17 protein-coding genes are annotated in these 16,553 nt (G+C 72.0%); 2 read left to right on the top strand and 15 right to left on the bottom strand.

Features of this window, described 5'->3' with window-relative positions; all coding sequences use genetic code 11:
• Positions 1–44: 44 nt before the first annotated feature.
• The gene (locus tag AC3RKB_RS13380) at positions 45–251 is read left to right on the top strand and encodes a dodecin family protein (protein WP_491436632.1); all 207 of its coding nucleotides are present in this window, start codon (positions 45–47) and stop codon (positions 249–251) included.
• An 87-nt stretch (positions 252–338) separates the two neighbouring features.
• Here the strand turns inward: AC3RKB_RS13380 and AC3RKB_RS13375 are convergent, their stop codons facing one another.
• The 9 genes from AC3RKB_RS13375 to AC3RKB_RS13335 form a co-directional block, all read right to left on the bottom strand.
• Positions 339–827 (bottom strand): hypothetical protein, encoded by a 489-nt coding sequence (locus tag AC3RKB_RS13375; protein WP_491436631.1) that lies wholly within the window; start codon positions 825–827, stop codon positions 339–341.
• 154 nt (positions 828–981) lie between these two features.
• The gene (atzF, locus tag AC3RKB_RS13370) at positions 982–2,532 is read right to left on the bottom strand and encodes an allophanate hydrolase (protein ID WP_491436630.1); all 1,551 of its coding nucleotides are present in this window, start codon (positions 2,530–2,532) and stop codon (positions 982–984) included.
• Positions 2,529–3,248, bottom strand: a complete 720-nt coding sequence (biuH, locus tag AC3RKB_RS13365) for a biuret amidohydrolase (protein ID WP_491436629.1) — start codon at positions 3,246–3,248, stop codon at positions 2,529–2,531. The genes atzF and biuH overlap by 4 nt, the downstream gene beginning before the upstream one ends.
• Positions 3,245–3,853 carry a cysteine hydrolase family protein gene (locus tag AC3RKB_RS13360; RefSeq protein ID WP_491436628.1) on the bottom strand — a complete coding sequence of 203 codons (609 nt, stop codon included), beginning with the start codon at positions 3,851–3,853 and terminating at the stop codon, positions 3,245–3,247. Before AC3RKB_RS13360 ends, biuH begins: the two co-directional genes overlap by 4 nt.
• Positions 3,854–3,855: 2 nt before the next feature.
• Positions 3,856–5,010 (bottom strand): BMP family ABC transporter substrate-binding protein, encoded by a 1,155-nt coding sequence (locus tag AC3RKB_RS13355; RefSeq protein WP_491436627.1) that lies wholly within the window; start codon positions 5,008–5,010, stop codon positions 3,856–3,858.
• A 77-nt stretch (positions 5,011–5,087) separates the two neighbouring features.
• Positions 5,088–6,008 (bottom strand): ABC transporter permease, encoded by a 921-nt coding sequence (locus tag AC3RKB_RS13350; RefSeq protein ID WP_491436626.1) that lies wholly within the window; start codon positions 6,006–6,008, stop codon positions 5,088–5,090.
• Positions 6,005–7,081 carry an ABC transporter permease gene (locus AC3RKB_RS13345; RefSeq protein ID WP_491436625.1) on the bottom strand — a complete coding sequence of 359 codons (1,077 nt, stop codon included), beginning with the start codon at positions 7,079–7,081 and terminating at the stop codon, positions 6,005–6,007. The genes AC3RKB_RS13350 and AC3RKB_RS13345 overlap by 4 nt, the downstream gene beginning before the upstream one ends.
• Complete coding sequence (locus AC3RKB_RS13340) at positions 7,078–8,607, bottom strand: ABC transporter ATP-binding protein (protein WP_491436624.1); 1,530 nt, start codon at positions 8,605–8,607, stop codon at positions 7,078–7,080. The genes AC3RKB_RS13345 and AC3RKB_RS13340 overlap by 4 nt, the downstream gene beginning before the upstream one ends.
• Before the next feature lie 18 nt (positions 8,608–8,625).
• The gene (locus tag AC3RKB_RS13335; protein ID WP_491436623.1) at positions 8,626–9,378 is read right to left on the bottom strand and encodes a GntR family transcriptional regulator; all 753 of its coding nucleotides are present in this window, start codon (positions 9,376–9,378) and stop codon (positions 8,626–8,628) included.
• 115 nt (positions 9,379–9,493) lie between these two features.
• Between AC3RKB_RS13335 and AC3RKB_RS13330 the strand changes: the two genes are divergently transcribed.
• Positions 9,494–10,126 carry an alpha/beta fold hydrolase gene (locus tag AC3RKB_RS13330; protein WP_491436622.1) on the top strand — a complete coding sequence of 211 codons (633 nt, stop codon included), beginning with the start codon at positions 9,494–9,496 and terminating at the stop codon, positions 10,124–10,126.
• Positions 10,127–10,209: 83 nt separating this feature from the next.
• Here the strand turns inward: AC3RKB_RS13330 and AC3RKB_RS13325 are convergent, their stop codons facing one another.
• The 6 genes from AC3RKB_RS13325 to AC3RKB_RS13300 all read right to left on the bottom strand — a co-directional run bounded on the left by AC3RKB_RS13325 (position 10,210) and on the right by AC3RKB_RS13300 (position 16,521).
• Positions 10,210–10,839 carry an FMN reductase gene (locus tag AC3RKB_RS13325; protein WP_491436621.1) on the bottom strand — a complete coding sequence of 210 codons (630 nt, stop codon included), beginning with the start codon at positions 10,837–10,839 and terminating at the stop codon, positions 10,210–10,212.
• Positions 10,836–12,062 carry an LLM class flavin-dependent oxidoreductase gene (locus tag AC3RKB_RS13320; protein WP_491436620.1) on the bottom strand — a complete coding sequence of 409 codons (1,227 nt, stop codon included), beginning with the start codon at positions 12,060–12,062 and terminating at the stop codon, positions 10,836–10,838. The genes AC3RKB_RS13325 and AC3RKB_RS13320 overlap by 4 nt, the downstream gene beginning before the upstream one ends.
• A 148-nt stretch (positions 12,063–12,210) precedes the next feature.
• Entirely contained in the window at positions 12,211–13,839 is a 1,629-nt protein-coding gene (locus AC3RKB_RS13315; RefSeq protein WP_491436619.1) for a M28 family metallopeptidase, read from the bottom strand.
• Between the two features lie 132 nt (positions 13,840–13,971).
• The gene (locus AC3RKB_RS13310) at positions 13,972–14,586 is read right to left on the bottom strand and encodes a hypothetical protein (protein ID WP_491436618.1); all 615 of its coding nucleotides are present in this window, start codon (positions 14,584–14,586) and stop codon (positions 13,972–13,974) included.
• 32 nt (positions 14,587–14,618) lie between these two features.
• The gene (locus AC3RKB_RS13305; protein WP_491436617.1) at positions 14,619–15,506 is read right to left on the bottom strand and encodes an LLM class flavin-dependent oxidoreductase; all 888 of its coding nucleotides are present in this window, start codon (positions 15,504–15,506) and stop codon (positions 14,619–14,621) included.
• A 10-nt stretch (positions 15,507–15,516) separates the two neighbouring features.
• Positions 15,517–16,521: an EamA family transporter gene (locus AC3RKB_RS13300; RefSeq protein ID WP_491436616.1), complete on the bottom strand. Its 1,005-nt coding sequence runs from the start codon at positions 16,519–16,521 to the stop codon at positions 15,517–15,519.
• Positions 16,522–16,553: the final 32 nt, after the last annotated feature.

Below are 16,553 nucleotides of genomic sequence, written 5' to 3'. Positions count from 1 at the left end.
GACGCATCGTCCGGTGCGTCCCGATTCGTTCGAGGAGGAACGCCATGTCATCGGTCGCACGGGTCACCACGATCACCGCCTTTTCCGAGACGAGCTTCGAGGACGCGGTCTCGGTCGGGATCGCGCGCGCGGCAGCGACGCTGCGGGGCGTCAAGGGCGCGTGGGTGAAGGAGCAGAAGGTCAAGGTCGAGGGCGACCGTGTCGTCGAGTGGTCGGTCACGCTCGAGGTCACGTTCGTGCTCGACGACTGACCTCACGCGGGTTCCGACGCGACGAGCCGGGACGGATGGCTGGTGCCATCCGTCCCGGCTCGTGGCGTTCCGGATCGGACGGATCGATCAGGGAGCGCTGAAGGTGCCCTTCAGGGCGAGGAACGCGCCGCTGTCGAGGTCCTCGATCGTCACGTTCGACCAGACGACGGAGAACAGCGTCGCGGTCTGGCCGGGCGGGCAGTCGAGCGCGACATCGGCCGGGGTCGGCGAGAGTGTCAGCGAGCCGACGATGTTGCCGTTCTTCGTCGCTTCGAACTCGCCGCTCTCGGAGACCCGCGAGTCGATCGTGGTCTTCTTCGGGTCGGACGGCACGTTGTTGCCGCCGTTGACGCACGAGTAGGTGGCGCTGAGATCGGCGCTGGCGACGACCGTCTCGACGGAGCCGGACTCGAGGCCGGCCTCCTTGAAGTCGACCACGAGGTCGAATCCGTCGAGGGAGGCGGATGTGGCGTTCTTGATGAAGTGCGGGCTGCCTGCGAACGCCGGACCTGCGGCCCCGGCGAGGACGAGCGCAGCGGTCGCCGCGAGCGCGGCGAACGTTCGACGGATGGACATGGTGACTTCTTTCGGGTTGCGGATTTTCGGTTGCGGTGAGTGCGTCCGATCTCCGCGCGCGTCTTGGTTCCCCCGCCCGAACGGGGTCGCGCCGGCGTGCGCGGCCAGCGGCCACGCTCCCGCCGCAGACGCTACTCCGCACGTCGCGACGCCGTCACCCCCAAAGTGAGGGAATTTCAGTTTGAGTCGCGTCGACGCGCCCCGGCTCGCTGTGGCTGTTCCCGACGCTCGTCGCCCTCGTCCCGCTCGTCATCGCCGAGGGCGATGCCGGCGCGAGCGGGCGCGGCAGCCCGGTCGCCCCGAGGGGCACGGCGGCGAGCTGCTCGACCGAGGCGGCGATGGCCGCGAGCGCCGCGTCCCGCCCGGCGTCGGCGAGCACCGTCACACCGAACGGCAGTCCCTCCGAGGTGAGACCGACCGGCACGGCCACTCCGCAGAGATCGAGCAGGTTGGCGAAGGTCGTGAAGCGGCCGAGCGCGGCGTTCGCGGCGATCGGGTCGGCCAGGAGCGCCTCGATCGTCGTGGTGAACGGCGCCGTGGGAACGAGCAGCGCCGACACGTCGGCGAGGGTCTCCTCGGCCTGGCGTCGGAGGACGCGCAGGAGATGGGTGCCGCGGTACACGTCGCGGCCCGTGACGTCGGCTCCCGCGGCGACCGCGGCATGCACGGCGGGGTGCACGTCATCGGGATGGCTGTCGAGGAACTCCTCGAGCGCCCCGTACCGCTCGGCCAGCCACGGACCGCCGTAGAGCATCGCGCCCGTCCGCAGGAACGGGGTGAGGTCGACCGTCGCGAGCGTGGCGCCCGCCGCCTCGAGCCGTGCCAGGGTGCGATCCCACTCGGGCCGGTAGTCGTCGCTCAGCCCGAGGTCGCGCTCGGCGGGGACCGCGAACGTGAGGCCTGCCGGATCGGCGGGCACGGCACGCCGCGCGGTCGCGGGCAGCAAGCGCGACCACGCGTCGCTCGGGTCGTGGCCCGCCATGACGTCGAGCACCCGCGTCCCGTCGTCGACCGTCAGGGCGACGACCGAGACGCAGTCGAGGCTGCGGCAGGCGGGAAGCATCCCCGCGGAGCTCACGAGGCCGCGACTGGGCTTCACGCCGACCGTGTTGGTGAACGCCGCCGGCACCCGCCCGGAGCCCGCGGTGTCGGTGCCGAGCGCGAAGCTCACGAGGCCCGCCGAGACGACCACCCCGCTGCCCGAACTCGACCCGCCCGAGATCATGCGTGCGTCGAAGGGCGTCGAGGGGATCCCGTAGGGCGAGCGGGTCCCGTTGAGTCCCGTCGCGAACTGGTCGAGGTTCGTCTTGCCGATGAGCAGCGCGCCCGCGTCGAGGAGCCGCCGCACCGCCGTCGCCGTCGCGGCCGGGGTGCGTGCGAACGCCGGGCACGCAGCCGTCGTCGGCAGGCCCGCGACGTCGAGGTTGTCCTTGACCGCGAACGGGATGCCCCAGAGCGGCCTGCCGTCGGGCCGCGGGCCGAGGGCGGCAGCGGCGCGCCGGACCTCGTCGCGGGTGACGAGGCTGATCCAGACGCCCTCGCCCCGATAGCCCTCGATGCGGTCGAAGACGCCATCGACCACCTCGACCGGATCGAGCGCGCCCGCGGCGTAGCGCCGCTCGAGCGCCGCCAGGTCGAGCGAACCCAGGTCGTCGTCATGGCGGACCGCGGTCCAGTCGGGGTCGGGCGCACCCCTCGACGTCACGCGGCGATCCTCGCGTCGAGCGACGCGAGGAACGCCGACGATTCGGCGATCGCGCCGAACACGCCGCCCTGCATCGTCACCATCTTGAGCGCGGCCTCGTAGTTGCCGTAGTCGGTCGCTCCCGTGCAGTCGGTGAGCAGCAGGCACTCGTACCCGCGGTCGTTGGCGTCGCGCATGGTCGTGTGCACGCACACGTCGGTCGTGATGCCCGTGAGCACGATGTGCGTGATCCCGCGGTTCCGCAGGATCAGGTCGAGGTCGGTCGCGTAGAACGATCCCTTGCCGGGCTTGTCGATGACGATCTCGCCCTCGATCGGTGCGACCTCGGGCACGATCTCCCAGCCGGGCTCGCCGCGGGTGAGGATGCGTCCGGCGGGGCCGCGATCGCCGATGCCCGCGTTGATGCGGCGCGAGCGCCAGAGCTTGTTGGCCGGCAGGTCCGAGAGATCCGGACGGTGACCCTCGCGAGTGTGGATCACGAGCAGTCCGGCCGCCCGGGCCGCGGCGAGCACGCGCTGCGTGGCCGGCAGTCCGGCCCGGGTGAGCGAGAGGTCGTAGCCCATGGCCTCGACGTAGCCGCCGTGGCCGCAGAAGTCGACCTGCCAGTCGATGTTGATGAGGGCGGTCGTCTCGGGACGGAAGCCGCCGTCGTAGGGCCATGTGTACGGATTCGCGTCGACGGGGCCGAAGCCCCACTCGGGGATGGCGCTGGTCATGAGGTCCTTCCTTCCGTTCGGCGGAACGCCTCGGCGACCGCGGCGGAGGTGCCCACCGCGCCGAAGATCCCGCCGGACATCTCGATCATCGACACCGACGGTGCGATGAGGTCCGGGTCGAGGGGCACGCACGCGTCGACGACGAGGAGGCATTCGAAGCCGCGGTCGTTGGCGGAGCGCATGGTGGAGTGCACGGCGGTCTCGAGGCCGGCCCCGACGAGCAGCAGACGCTCGACGCGGCGCGAACGCAGCATCGATTCGAGGCTGCTGCCGAAGAAGCCGTCGAGGCCCGCGGCGTCGATGACGACGTCCGCCTCCGCGAACGGTTCCCCCGGGTGCGCGACCGCAGGGGCGGCGAGCCGCGCCGGAGGCACCGTGATCACTCGGATCACGGTGCCCCCGGCCCTGCGGGTCGCGGAGACGACCGCCGACAGGGCCTCGGCCTCGGGGGCGGATGCCTCCGGCCCCCCGGACTCCGGGCCGACGACGAGCACCGCGGTGCCCGCCGGATCGAGGTCGCCGTTCCAGGGCCACGGGTACGGCGTGGTCGCCGCGACGTGCGCGGGGAGCGTCGGGTGCTCGATCATGTCGATGGTCGCCGTCACGGTCAGTTCGCCAGGTCGCCGACCACGCCCTGGACGAAGTAGTCCATGGCATCGATCTCGGCGTACTCCGGAGTCACGCCGTCGGCGACCTTCACGGCGCCGTCCTGGTCGAGCACGGGGCCGACGAACGGCGAGCCCGCATCGGTCGCGAGGAAGGCCTGCGCCTCGTCGATCGCGGCCTGCGTCTCGTCGCTCACCGAGGGCCCGTAGCCCGCGAGCACGAACGGGTTGGTCCCGGTCTTGTACCCGACGCGGTAGTTCGCGTTGTACTCGCTGCCCGTGAACGTGCCGTCGAGGATCGTCGCGACGATGCCGGAGTAGAGCGGACCCCAGTCCCAGACCGCGCCCGTCAGCCAGCCCTCGGGCGCCAGCTCCGAGGCATCCGCGTGGTAGCCGACCGTGTAGGCGCCCGCGGCCTCGGCCGCGTCGATGACCGTCTTCGTGCAGTCCTGGTGCTGCGTGATGACGTCGACGCCCTGCGAGAGCAGGCTGTTCGCCGCCTCGCGCTGGGCGGCGGGGTCGCACCAGCTCGACGTGCTCACCGTGATGGTCTCGACGCCGGGGTTGACCGTCTGCGCTCCTCGCTCGAAGGCGTTGATGTTCGCGATGGTCTGCGGGATCGGGAAGGCGTAGACGTAGCCGAGCTTGCCCGATTCGGTCGCCGCCCCGGCGGCGATCCCCGCGAGGTACATCGGCTCGTACACGGTGCCGAAGTAGGTGCCGCTGTTCGGCAGGATGTCGCCGGTGATCGTGTTGCCCTGCTGCACCACGACGACGTCGGGGTGGTCCTCCGCCACCTGCTGCGCGGCATCGAGGTGGCCGTAGCTCGTGGCGAAGATGATCTTCGCACCGCGATCGATCATCTGCTCCATCGTGGTCACGGCGCTGTCGTCCTCGGGCACGTTCTCGGCCGTCAGGATCTCGAGGTCGGGGTGCTCCTCGGCGAGGATCTGGGAGGCCTCGTACACCGCCTGGTTGTAGCCGTAGTCGTCGCGCGGGCCGACCATGATGAAGCCGATCGCGGTGCCGCCGGTGCCGGGTGCACCGTCGGAGGATGCGGCGTCGTCGGCCGAGACGGGCGACGAACAGCCCGCGAGGCCGACCACGGCTGCGACCGCGAGGGCGGCCGCGCCGTATCGGATGGTGAAGCGTGCCATGGGGGGATCCTTTCGAGGGGGACGGAGATGCAGGGCTGTGCAGGGTGCTGGGCGAGGTGGTGCGTGTCCGGGATGCGTCAGCGTGCAGGGGCGCTGTTCTCGAACACCCGTTGGAGTTCGGCCGGCGCGGCAGTGCTGCTGCGCTTGCCGAGGGCGGCGAGGACGACGAGGGTGAGCACGAACGGGATGACGTGCAGCAGGAACTGGTTCACAGGGATGCCTCGGGCCTGCAGCGCGGGGCCGAGCGCGAGCGCGGCGCCGAAGAGGTAGGCGCCGCCGAGGACCCGCACCGGACCCCACGCGGCGAGGATCACGAGCGCGACGGCGATGAAGCCGCGCCCGGCGACCATGTTCTCGAACCACGTGTTGGTGTACGCGATCGAGAGGTGCGCTCCGCCGACGCCCGCGAGGAAGCCGCCGGCACCGAGGGCCCAGGTGCGCACGACCCGCACGTCGGCCCCGTGCACGGTGAGCGCGTCCGAGCGCTCGCCCGCGGTGCGCAGCAGGAGACCCGCGCGGGTGCGGAAGAGCACGAACCACGCGGCCGGCACGGCGAGGTAGCTGAGGTAGACCAGCGGATCCTGGTCGAAGAGCACCGGCCCGATGACCGGGATGTCGGAGAGGACGGGGATGGCCCACGTGGTGAACGGCGTGATCGTGCGCCCGACGTAGCTCGCGCCGAACAGCGACGTCAGTCCGAGCGCGAGGAAGAGCACCATGAGGCCGCTCGCGAACTGATTCGCGCCGCGCCACACGACGAGCAGCGCGTGCACGAGTGCGAGCGCGGCGCCGACGAGGCCGCCGCCGAGCACGCCGAGCCACGGGTCGCCGGTCTCGGCCGCGATGATGTACGCCGTCAGTGCGCCGCCGAGCATGCCGCCCTCGGTGCCGAGGTTGATCACGCCGGAGCGTTGCGAGACCGTCTCGCCCAGCGCGGCGTAGAGGATGGAGGTTCCCCCGCGCACGCCGCCGGTGAGCACGTCGATGATGAGGCTCATGCCTTCCTCGCCTTCACGGTGGTCCAGCCGAGCACCGCGGCCAGGATGAGCGCGGTGAGGATGTTGACGGATGCCGCGGGCAGCTGCGAATCGAGCTGCAGGCTGTCGCCCGCGATGGCCAGGGCCGCGAGCACGAACGACGCGAGCAGCACGGGCAGCGGCCGGTGCCGGGCGAGCCAGCTCGCGAGGAATCCGAGGTAGCCGATCTGCAGGCCGAACCCGGAGCGCAGCTTGTACTCGGTGCCGGTGAACTGGATCGCCCCCGCGAGGCCGGCGAGCAGGCCGCCGACGAGGAGCGCCGAGATGACGAGTGCGGCGACCTTCATCCCCGCGCGGCGGGCGGCCTCCGCGTTCCCGCCGACGACCGCGAGCCGGAATCCCCATCGGGTGCGCCCGAGCACGAGGATGACGACGGCCGCTGCGGCGAGGGCCACCACGATGCCCACGTTCACGATCGTGCCCGTGATCACCGGCAGCTTCGCGCCATCCGCGAGCTCTCGGGTCGTGGGCTGGCCGGCCGCGGATTCACGCCACGGCTGGTAGATGAGGAACAGCATCAGGTCGAGCGCGATGAAGTTGAGCAGGAGCGTGCTCACGGCCTCGTCGACCTGGAACCGGAGGCGGAGCACGGCCGCGACGCCCGCCCAGGCGGCGCCAGCGACGCCGCCCGCGAGGAGCGCCAGCACGAGCACCAGCGGACCGGGGAGCTGCTGGTCGAGCGCGAGTGCCGTGCCCGCGGCCGCGATGGCCCCGAGGATGACCTGCCCTTCACCGCCGACGTTCGTGAGGCCGGCCCGGGCGGGCACGAGCACCGCGAACGCGGCGAGCGCGATGGGCGCCATGACGTTCAGGATCTCGGCGAGCGAGCGGCCCCGGAGGAACGTGGACACCCACATGTCGCCGAGCGCCTCGATCGGGTTCGCCCCGCGCAGGAGCAGCAGGGCGCTGAAGATCACGAGCGCGCCGCCGATGGCGGCCGCCCACCGTCCGGTCGCGCGCAGTGCGGCGCCGCGGCGGTCGAGGCGCTCGCCGGGTTCGACGAGCGGGGGCGTCGGGTCGAGCATCGTGGTCATGCGGTGCCTCCCACCATGAGCCGGCCGATGGCCTGGCGATCGAAATCGGCGGCGACGACCTCGCCGGAGACGTGCCCGTCGTGCATCACGACGATGCGGTCGGCGAGCGCCATGAGCTCGTCGAGGTCCTCGGACACCATGAGGACGCCGGACCCGGCCGCGCGCCGCTCGAGGAGCACCTCCTGCGTTCGCCGCGCGTTGGCGACGTCGAGCCCCCGCGAGGGGTAGGCGGCGACGACGAGCGACGAGTCGAGCGAGAGCTCGCGGGTGAGGATGACGCGCTGGATGTTGCCGCCGGAGAGCTCGGAGAGCCGCCGCCTCGCGGGTGCGATCCGCAGGCCGAGTCGCGCGTCGGCCTCCGACATGCGGGCGCGGACCGCGGCCCAGTCGACGCCGAGCCCGCGTGCGGGGAGGCGACGGCCGTCGAGGCCCATGTGCTCGAGCACGGTGAGCCGCCGTACGACGGAGTCGGCGACGGGATCCTCGGGCACCGAGACGGCTCCGGCGGCGATCGCGTCGCCCACGCCGTCGACGCGGGTGCCGCAGATGCGCACCTCGCCGGCCGTCGTCGCGCGGAGGCCCAGGGCGACCTCGCAGAGCTCGCGCTGGCCGCTCCCGGCGACTCCCGCGATGCCGACGAGCTCGCCCGGCTGCACGCGCATGCTGATCTCGGTGAGCGCCTCGTGGCCGCGGTCGCCCCGGGAGCTCACGCCCACGAGTTCGAGTGCGGCGACGTCGCTCGGCGGCACGGCCTCCCGGTCCGCCGACAGTGCCGGCACGGCGCGGCCGACCATGGCCTCGATGAGCTGCTCGTCGTCGTAGTCGCCGGGGTCGACCCCGCTGAGCACCGTGCGCCCCGCCCGGAGGACGGTCACGCGATCGGCGATGGCGCGGACCTCGCCGAGCTTGTGCGTCACGATCACGATGCCGAAGCCGGCGTCGGCGAGCTGTCGCACGACCGCGAACAGCGCGTCGACCTCCTGCGGGGCGAGGACGCTGGTGGGCTCGTCGAGGATGATCAGGCGCGCGCCCGTCATCAGCACCTTCAGGATCTCGACGCGCTGCCGCTCGCCGATGGAGAGGTGCCGGACCCGGGCGTTCGGGTGCACGGACAGGCCGTGCCGGGCGCTCGCCTGCGCGATCTCGGCCGCGAGGCGCTTGAGCCGCAGCACCGGGCCCGGGTTGGCCGCGAGCGCGATGTTCTCGGTGACCGTGAGGGCCGGCACGAGACGCAGGTCCTGGAAGACCATGCCGACGCCGTGGCCGCGGGCCGCCGCCGGAGAGCCGAGCACGACGGGCTCCCCGTCGATCAGCATCCGGCCCTCGTCGGGCTCGTACACTCCGTAGACCATCTTCAGGAGCGTGCTCTTGCCGGCGCCGTTCTCGCCGACGAGCGCATGCACCTCGCCCGCGTGCACGTCGAACCGCACGTCGGCGTTGGCCTGCACCTCGCCGAAGCGCTTGGTGAACCCTTCGACCTGCAGCATCGGCAGTGTCGTCGGGACGGCCGGAGCCTGAATGGACATCGTCACTCCTCGCGTCCGTCACAGCCGCCGACGACTGCGGTTGATCATCATCTGCGTCATGGCGCGTGCGGCGCGCTGCTCGACGACGTCGAGGGAGACCCCGATGTGCTGGCGCAGCCGTTCGGCGGCCAGCGGCAGGTCGCCCTCGATCACGGCCTCGACGATCTCGAGGTGCTCCCTGATGCTGAGCTCGATGCGATCGGCGTCGAGGAAGTCGTGCATCCGGACCGGCCGGATGCGGACGTTGACGTTCTCGAGGGTCTCGGTCAGCACGAGGTTGCCCGAGGCGCGGTTGAGCGTCACATGGAACGACTCGTCGAGCTCGATGAACGATCCGTCGGGCTCGGGCGGCGCCTCCTTGATCGTGAGCCAACGGGCGTGCAGCGCGTCGAGCATCGAGCGATCGTGTTGCACGCCGGACTCGGCCGCGCGCGTGATCCCGCGCAGCTCGAGCGTCAGCCGCAGCTCGTACAGGTCGCGCAGGTCGAGCAGGTCGGGTTCGGCCACGTAGTAGCCGCCGTCCGCGTAGCGGTTCAGGAGCCGGTCGCCGTGCAGTCGTGCGAACGCCTCCCGCACCGGGGTGCGCGAGAGCTGCAGCTGCTCGGCCAGCGCCTCCTCCGCCATGCGCTGGCCGAACGGGAACTCGCCGAGGAGCACCATCCGCCGGATCGCGGTGTACGCCTGTTCGCGCCGCAACCTCGCCGCGGCCGAACGCGACGACGACGGTGTGGCCGACGCTGGGCTCTGCGGTGGATTCGACCCTGTATACATGCCCATATGCTTTCCGGGCGGTGTTTCGGCCGAACCGGCCCCGCGGTAACGACTGTGTTTCCGGGGCGGCGGATGTCGTAACACGATGTGCGATCGGGCGACGTAGCCTGCGTGGATGCCACTCCCCCGCATCCTGCTCGTGCACGGCGCCGCGACCACCGCGTCGGTCTGGGAACCGGTCCTCGCGCGGCTCGACGACCTCGACGTCGTCGCCGTCGACCGGCCGTGCAGCGGCGACCTCGCGACCGAGCTCGACGCCCTCGCGCCGCTCGCCGAGGGCTCGTTCGTGGTCGGCGTGAGCGGCGGGGCGACGCTGACGCTCGCGCTCGCCGCCTCGCCGGTCGCCCTGGCCGGCGGGATCGCGCACGAACCGGCGGTCGGCAGCCTGCTCCCGGGGCTGCTCGCCCCGATGGCCGCGGCCTTCGCCGCGGGCGGCACGGCCGGCTTCGCGACGCAGCTCTACGGCCCCCGATGGCGACCCGGGTTCGCGCCCGCCGACCCCGAGGCCGTGGCGCGCGAGCTGCCCATGTTCCGCGCCTTCGAGCCGCAGCCCACCCGACCCGGGCAGGGGCCCGTGCTCGTCACCGTCGGCGGCGCCTCACCGGCGCCGAGGCACGCGGCCGCCGAGGCCCTGCACACGCACCTCGGCTATCCGACCATGGTCCTCGACGGATGCCGCCACTTCCTGCCGCAGGAGGACCCCGGAGTGCTCGCCGAGCTCATCCGTGCGCGCGTCGCCGCGCTCTAGGCACCGGGTCGCAGTGCCTCGGACGCCGCGATGCCGCGGACGACGGATCGTCCGCGGCATCCGCGTGGCCGATTGGGAGGGTGCTACTCCCCCGCGAGCCCCCCGAGGAGGTGCCCCATCGGGCGGTCGAGGGCGAACGGGTCGCTCACGAGTTCGCTGCGGTCGGTGCGCTCGACGAGCTCGGCGAACTCCTTCGCGCCGCGGAAGATCCGGTCGGGCAGCGATCGGACGCCGTCGCCGCCGTCGCCCCAGTCACCCGTCGCGGCGAAGACCCCGGTCGGGACCGGGATCGCGTGCAGGTAGGTGAACAGCGGCCGGATGGCGTAGTCGATCGCGAGCGAGTGCCTGGGCGTGCCGCCGGTCGCGCCGAGCAGCACGGGCAGGTCGGTGAGCGCCTGCGGGTCGATCACGTCGACGAACGACTTGAACAGGCCGGCGTAGCTCGTCGTGAAGATCGGCGTCACGGCGATGAGGCCGTCGGCCGACGCCACGGCGTCGAGCGCCTCCTCGAGCTTCGGCGGGGCGAAGCCGAGCAGCAGGTTGTTCGTGATGTCGTGCGCGAGGTCGCGCAGCTCGAACGTGCGGACCTCGACCTCGACGCCGCGCTCGGCGAGGATGCCGGCGGACTCCGCCGCGAGGCGGTCGGCGAGCTGGCGGGTCGAGCTCGGGGTCGAGAGCCCCGCCGAGACGACGACGATCTTCTTCGCGGTCATCGTGCACCCGCCGTCCGGGTCGCAGCCGGGCCGAAGGCCGAACCGGATGCCGCCGCGGCGGTGGCCGCCGGGGCGTCCTGGTACGGCGAGCCGACCGTGAGGTTGTCGCCGCGGTTGGCGTTCGGGGTCGCCTGGCGCGGCGCGGCATCGCCGTAGGCGGCCTTCACGAGCGAGGCGTGCGTGGGCGCGTCGGGCACGTCGGCCGGACGATCCTTCGCGAACTCGCGGCGCAGCACCGGCACGACCTCCTCGCCGAGCAGGTCGAGCTGCTCGAGCACGGTCTTCAGCGGCAGGCCGGCGTGGTCGATGAGCCAGAGCTGGCGCTGGTAGTCGCCGACGTAGTCGCGGAAGCCGAGGGTGCGGTCGATGACCTCCTGAGGGCTGCCGACGGTCAGCGGCGTCTGCTGCGTGAAGTCCTCCATGCTCGGGCCGTGGCCGTAGACCGGCGCGTTGTCGAAGTACGGCCGGAACTCGTTCACGGCGTCCTGCGAGTTCTTCCGCATGAACACCTGGCCGCCGAGGCCCACGATCGCCTGTGCGGCGGTGCCGTGGCCGTGGTGCTCGTAGCGCTGGCGGTAGAGGGCGACCATGCGCTGCGTGTGCGAGGCCGGCCAGAAGATGTGGTTGGCGAAGAAGCCGTCGCCGTAGAACGCGGCCTGCTCGGCAACCTCGGGCGTGCGGATCGAACCGTGCCACACGAACGGCGGCACGCCGTCGAGCGGGCGCGGCGTCGAGGTGAAGCCCTGCAGCGGGGTGCGGAACTTGCCCTCCCAATCCACGACGTCCTCGCGCCAGAGTCGGTGCAGCAGCTCGTACGACTCGATCGCGATCGGCAGGCCCTGGCGGATGTCCTTGCCGAACCACGGGTAGACCGGCCCAGTGTTGCCGCGGCCGAGCATGAGGTCGGCGCGGCCGCCCGACACGTGCTGGAGCATGGCGTAGTCCTCGGCGATCTTCACCGGGTCGTTCGTCGTGATGAGCGTGGTGGCGGTCGAGAGCTGGAGGGTCGAGGTCTGCCCGGCGATGTAGGCGAGCGTGGTCGTCGGCGAGGAGGACCAGAACGGGGGGTTGTGGTGCTCGCCGAGCGCGAAGAGGTCGAGCCCGACCTCCTCGGCGTGCTTGGCGATCGTCAGCGTCGCCTGGATCCGCTCCGCCTCGGTCGGCGTGCGACCGGTGGTGGGGTCCTGCGTGATGTCGCTGACGGTGAAGATTCCGAACTGCATGTCGCCCTCCTGGGCTCCTCGTCTCACTTCATGCGTTTGCATGCAATTGCTCAGAACGGATGGCACGCCCGATCTATTCCCGGCCAGTCTGGCGCACGAGCGAGGGGGCCCGCCGCTCCACGCGACGGACCCCCTGCGATGGAACCGGTTACTCGGTCTCGTGCGGACCGTGGTGGTGGCCGTCCTCACCGACGAGGTCGGGGTCGAGGCCGCCGGCGTTGCCGCCGATGGTGCCCTCGGGCCCGGCCGGTGCCGGCAGCTTGAGCCCGCCCGGCACGTTCACGCCCGGCACGCCGTTGACCGACTCGGTCGAGTACGAGTACGCGAGCACCGCGAGGGCGACCGCGTCGACGTTCACGTCGAGCGCGTGCTCGTTGACGTTGTCGATCGTGTCGCACGCCTGGTGGTAGCACTGGTCGTAGGACTCACCGGCGACGCCGCCCCAGATCGACGCCTGCTCCTCGGTCTTGATGACCTCGGCGCCGGTGAAGAGGCCGCCGGCGGGGATGCCGACGCGGATGAAGGCGTCGTAGTCGCTGCGACCGCTGAACTGCGCGTCGTCGTACGGCTCGCCGACCGACGTGTAGTAGCTCTCGAAGAGCTTCTCGATCTGCACCGAGCCGTCGGGGATCGGCACGCCCGCGGGAGCCAGCCAACCGGACTCGTCACCGTCGTACACCATGAAGATGTAGTTCGGCGAGGCCACCATGTCGAAGTTCAGGTACAGCGCGATGCGGTCCTGCTCCTCCTGGCTGAGGCCGGCGACGTACTCCTCCGAGCCGATCAGGCCGCTCTCCTCGGCACCCCACCACGCGAGGCGGATGGTGTTCTGCGGCTCGACCTTGCTGAGGTTCTGCGCGAGCTCGAGGAGTGCCGCGGAGCCGCTGCCGTTGTCGTTGATGCCGGGGCCGGCCTGCACCGAGTCGAGGTGGGCGCCTGCCATCACGACGTTGTCGTCGTTCGCGCCGGTCTTCTCGGCGATCACGTTCTTCTGCGGGCGCGACTCGGGAGCGGGAACGGAGATGTTCGCGGTCGAGCCGGCCTGCGAGAGCGCGACGCCCTGCTGGTAGCTCGCACCGACGACGGGGATGTCGACGATGTCGGAGCCGCCGAGCGTGCCGACGATGAGGTCGTTGCGCGCATCGGTCGCGTCGTTGCCCTGGTTGAAGATGATCACGCCGGCCGCGCCCGCCGCCTCGGCGTTGAGGGCCTTCGTGGCGAACGGACACGTGCCGCGCTGGATCAGGGCGATGTTTCCCGCGGTGAAGCCGGCGAAGTCGGCCGGTTCGCACCCGCTCGTGCTCGTGTTCCCGATGCCGAGCTGCAGGTCGACCGCGCTCACCGATGCCGTCACGTCGCCCGCACCGCTGCCCGTGAAGGCGCCGGTCTCGTACTCGGCGGAGATCGGCGACAGCTGCGTCAGCGTCGACGGCCCGATGTAGGTGTACGGGAACTCGTCGATCGACACGTCCCAGCCCGCGGCCTCCAGCACGCCGACGACGTAGTCGACGCTGTCCTCGTAGCCGGACGTGCCGGCGGCGCGGTTGTCGTCATTCTCGTCGGCGATCGCCTGGAGCGCTTCGAGGTGCTCCATCGCACCGTCGGCGTCGACGCACGCGAGCAGGCTCGAGATGGTGGTGTTGGTGCGGTTCTCGCACCCCTTCGCCGCGGGTGCCGCGAGTGCGGCCCCTGCAGGTACCAGCGCCAGTGCGCCGACCACGGATGTCGTGGCCGCGAGCACCGTTGCGCGGCGGGAAAGCCTTGCAGTTCGGGACATCGTCTCTCCTTCGTCGGGGCATCCTCGTCGACGCCCCTGAGGCGAGACCCTAGCCGGGCTGCAATACGGAGAAACAGTCTTGATTTCCGCTCCCGTCCCGCGTATGGGGGACAAACGGCTGTCAGCGTTCACTCACTCGGGACGATCGGCTCCGAGGACCGCGGGCAGCCCGCTCAGGTCGAGATCGACCCGGAACGGCCGCGCCGCGCCCTCGATGCGCGCGGGCACGCGGACATAGGCCCCGCGTGCGCGGAGCGCGTCGAGCCCGTCGCGCCAGCGCGCGTCCGCCGCCTCCGCGACGAAGCCCGCATGCCGGGGCCGGTCGCTGCCGACGAGCTGCACGCCGATCCGGTAGCGCGGCGACAGCCAGCGCCGCGCGCGCGGCACGAGCACCGCGTGCTGGTCGAGGCCGCCGTGCACGCGCGCGACCTCGATCGCGGCCTGGTGGCGATGGACGTCCGCCACCGGCACCACGGTGCGGAGCTCGGCGCCCGCCGAGGCGGCGTCGACGATCTCGAGGCCCTCCAGGCTCGTCAGGTCGCCCATGACGTCGGGGTTCCGCGTGCGGCGCTCGCGGAGGAAGCCCACGACGAGCCACGCCGCGGCGAGCCCGATCGCCGCGAGCAGCAGCAGGTAGCCGATCCCGGACTCGGGGCGCACGGCACCGGTCAGGACCAGCAACGCGACGAGGACGAGGTAGGGCAGCGGCTCCCAGCGGAGCGGGGACACGAAGCGGGGCGCGGACACCACGACAGGCTACCCGCCGCCCGGGTGCCGGATCAGCGGAGGGCCTCCAGGCGCGAGCCGATCTCCTCGAGCACGGCCTCGCTGCCGGCGTACAGCCCGTGCTCGCGCGGCCGATGCGACACGACATCGGTGAACCCGAGCTCGCGAGCCCGGCCGATCGCCTCCTCGAAGGCGTCGACGCTGGTCATCGAGTACCGCGCCTCGTCGTCGAGGGAGAGCACGCGGTCGACGTCGGCCGGGTCGCGTCCCTCGGCGGCGCACGCCTCGTCGAGCTGCGCGACGAGGTCGCCGACGCCCGCCCACCACGCGGCAGGCGTGTCGGCCTGCGGGCCGGTCGTGACCCAGCCCGACCCGGTGCGCGCGGCGAGCCGCATCGAGCGCGGTCCGTTCGCGGCGATGAGGAACGGCATGCGCGGTCGCTGCGCGGGCTCGCCGACCATGCGCGCGTCGTTCGCCGAGAACCAGTCGCCCGAATAGGAGATGCCGCGCCCGGAGCCCTGCTCGAATCGCAGCAGCACGTCGAGGGCCTCGGTGAACTCGCGGAAGCGCTCGGAGCGTTCGCGCGCGGTCAGCTCGCCCTGCCCGAGCACGAACGCGTCGAAGCCGGTGCCGCCCGACCCGAGCCCGAGCACGACGCGCCCGCCAGAGATCTGGTCGAGGGTCGCGATATCCTTCGCGAACGGCACCGGGTGCCGGAAGTTCGGGCTCGCCACGAAGGTGCCGAGCCGGATCCGCTCGGTCGCCATCGCCGCGGCGGTGAGCGTCGGGACGGTCGCGTGCCACCGTTCCCCCGCGAGTCCGCGCCACGACAGGTGGTCGTAGGTCCAGGCGTGGTCGAAGCCGAGCCGCTCGGCGTCGCGCCAGAGCCGTGCGGCCTCGGGCCAGTCGTACTGGGGCAGGATGACGAGGCCGAAGCGCATGGCGCCGAGCCTACGGGGTGCGCACGGCCACCGGGTCGGTGGGCGGGTTCGGCGCGGGTTCGATCGCGACGGGGACGAGGTCGATGTCGAGGGCGACGGATGCCGCGTCGGCGGGCCGTCGCTCGAGCCGGACGAGCACGATCCCGCCGAGGATCAGCGCTCCGCCGAGGATCTGCAGCGGCCCGAGCGCCTCGCCGAGGAGGATCCAGCCCACGATGCCCGCGAAGACGACCTCGGACAGGCCCAGGAACGACGAGAGCCGCGCGCCGAGCAGGCGGATCGCGGCCACGCCCGCGGTGTACGCGAATGCGGTCGAGACCGCTCCGACGGTGAGCAGCAGCACCCACCACGGCGCAGTGCCCCCGAGGAACGGCACGTCGGTGAAGGTCGCCTCCATGGGCATGAGCCCGATCGCGCCCGTGATCGCGAGGGCGATCGCGCCCACGACGAAGCCGGCGGCGATGAGCGCGAGCGGCGGGACCTGCTCGGTCGCCGACTCGCCGATCGCGTAGTAGACGCAGACGCCGATCATGGCGATCGCGGCGAAGATGAGGCCGAGCGGGTCGAGGTCGCTGCCGCCCGGTCCGATCACGAGCACGAGCCCGGCGATCGCGAGCAGCGAGCCGCCGAGCACGATGAGCTGCGGCATCCGCCTGGTGCGCACCCACGCGAACAGGACGAGCGCGATGGGCGCGAGGTACTCGATCAGCAGCGTCGTCGACACCGGGATGCGCTCGAGCGAGGCGTAGAAGGCGAACTGCACGCCGGCGACCGCGACCGTGCCGTAGAGCAGCACGGTCCAGCGAGCGCGCCACAGTGGGCGGAGGTCGAATCGCAGCGCGATGAGCCCGGGCACGGCGAGCAGCACGGCCGCGATGGAGATGCGCGCGAGCACCGCCGCGCCGGGCGACCAGCCGCTCTCGAGGAGCGGCTTGACGAACACGCCGCCCGCCCCGAAGGCGAGGCCGGCGCCGAGGCCGAGCACGATGCCGACGAGTCCTCGCGATCCGCGCACGGTCGCCTCCCTCCGAGTTTCGGACATCGCAC

It is taken from the genome of Agromyces capsici, from assembly GCF_058349965.1.
Note: the sequence above shows the minus strand (reverse complement) of the source record. Positions and strands in the feature narration are given on the sequence as shown.

Coding starts and splice junctions, on each gene's coding strand:
- AC3RKB_RS13380 (WP_491436632.1), top strand. CDS start 45: ATGTCATCGGTCGCACGGGTCACCACGATCACCGCCTTTTCCGAGACG.
- AC3RKB_RS13375 (WP_491436631.1), bottom strand. CDS start 827: ATGTCCATCCGTCGAACGTTCGCCGCGCTCGCGGCGACCGCTGCGCTC.
- biuH (WP_491436629.1), bottom strand. CDS start 3,248: ATGACCAGCGCCATCCCCGAGTGGGGCTTCGGCCCCGTCGACGCGAAT.
- AC3RKB_RS13355 (WP_491436627.1), bottom strand. CDS start 5,010: ATGGCACGCTTCACCATCCGATACGGCGCGGCCGCCCTCGCGGTCGCA.
- AC3RKB_RS13350 (WP_491436626.1), bottom strand. CDS start 6,008: ATGAGCCTCATCATCGACGTGCTCACCGGCGGCGTGCGCGGGGGAACC.
- AC3RKB_RS13345 (WP_491436625.1), bottom strand. CDS start 7,081: ATGACCACGATGCTCGACCCGACGCCCCCGCTCGTCGAACCCGGCGAG.
- AC3RKB_RS13340 (WP_491436624.1), bottom strand. CDS start 8,607: ATGTCCATTCAGGCTCCGGCCGTCCCGACGACACTGCCGATGCTGCAG.
- AC3RKB_RS13335 (WP_491436623.1), bottom strand. CDS start 9,378: ATGTATACAGGGTCGAATCCACCGCAGAGCCCAGCGTCGGCCACACCG.
- AC3RKB_RS13330 (WP_491436622.1), top strand. CDS start 9,494: ATGCCACTCCCCCGCATCCTGCTCGTGCACGGCGCCGCGACCACCGCG.
- AC3RKB_RS13325 (WP_491436621.1), bottom strand. CDS start 10,839: ATGACCGCGAAGAAGATCGTCGTCGTCTCGGCGGGGCTCTCGACCCCG.
- AC3RKB_RS13320 (WP_491436620.1), bottom strand. CDS start 12,062: ATGCAGTTCGGAATCTTCACCGTCAGCGACATCACGCAGGACCCCACC.
- AC3RKB_RS13315 (WP_491436619.1), bottom strand. CDS start 13,839: ATGTCCCGAACTGCAAGGCTTTCCCGCCGCGCAACGGTGCTCGCGGCC.
- AC3RKB_RS13305 (WP_491436617.1), bottom strand. CDS start 15,506: ATGCGCTTCGGCCTCGTCATCCTGCCCCAGTACGACTGGCCCGAGGCC.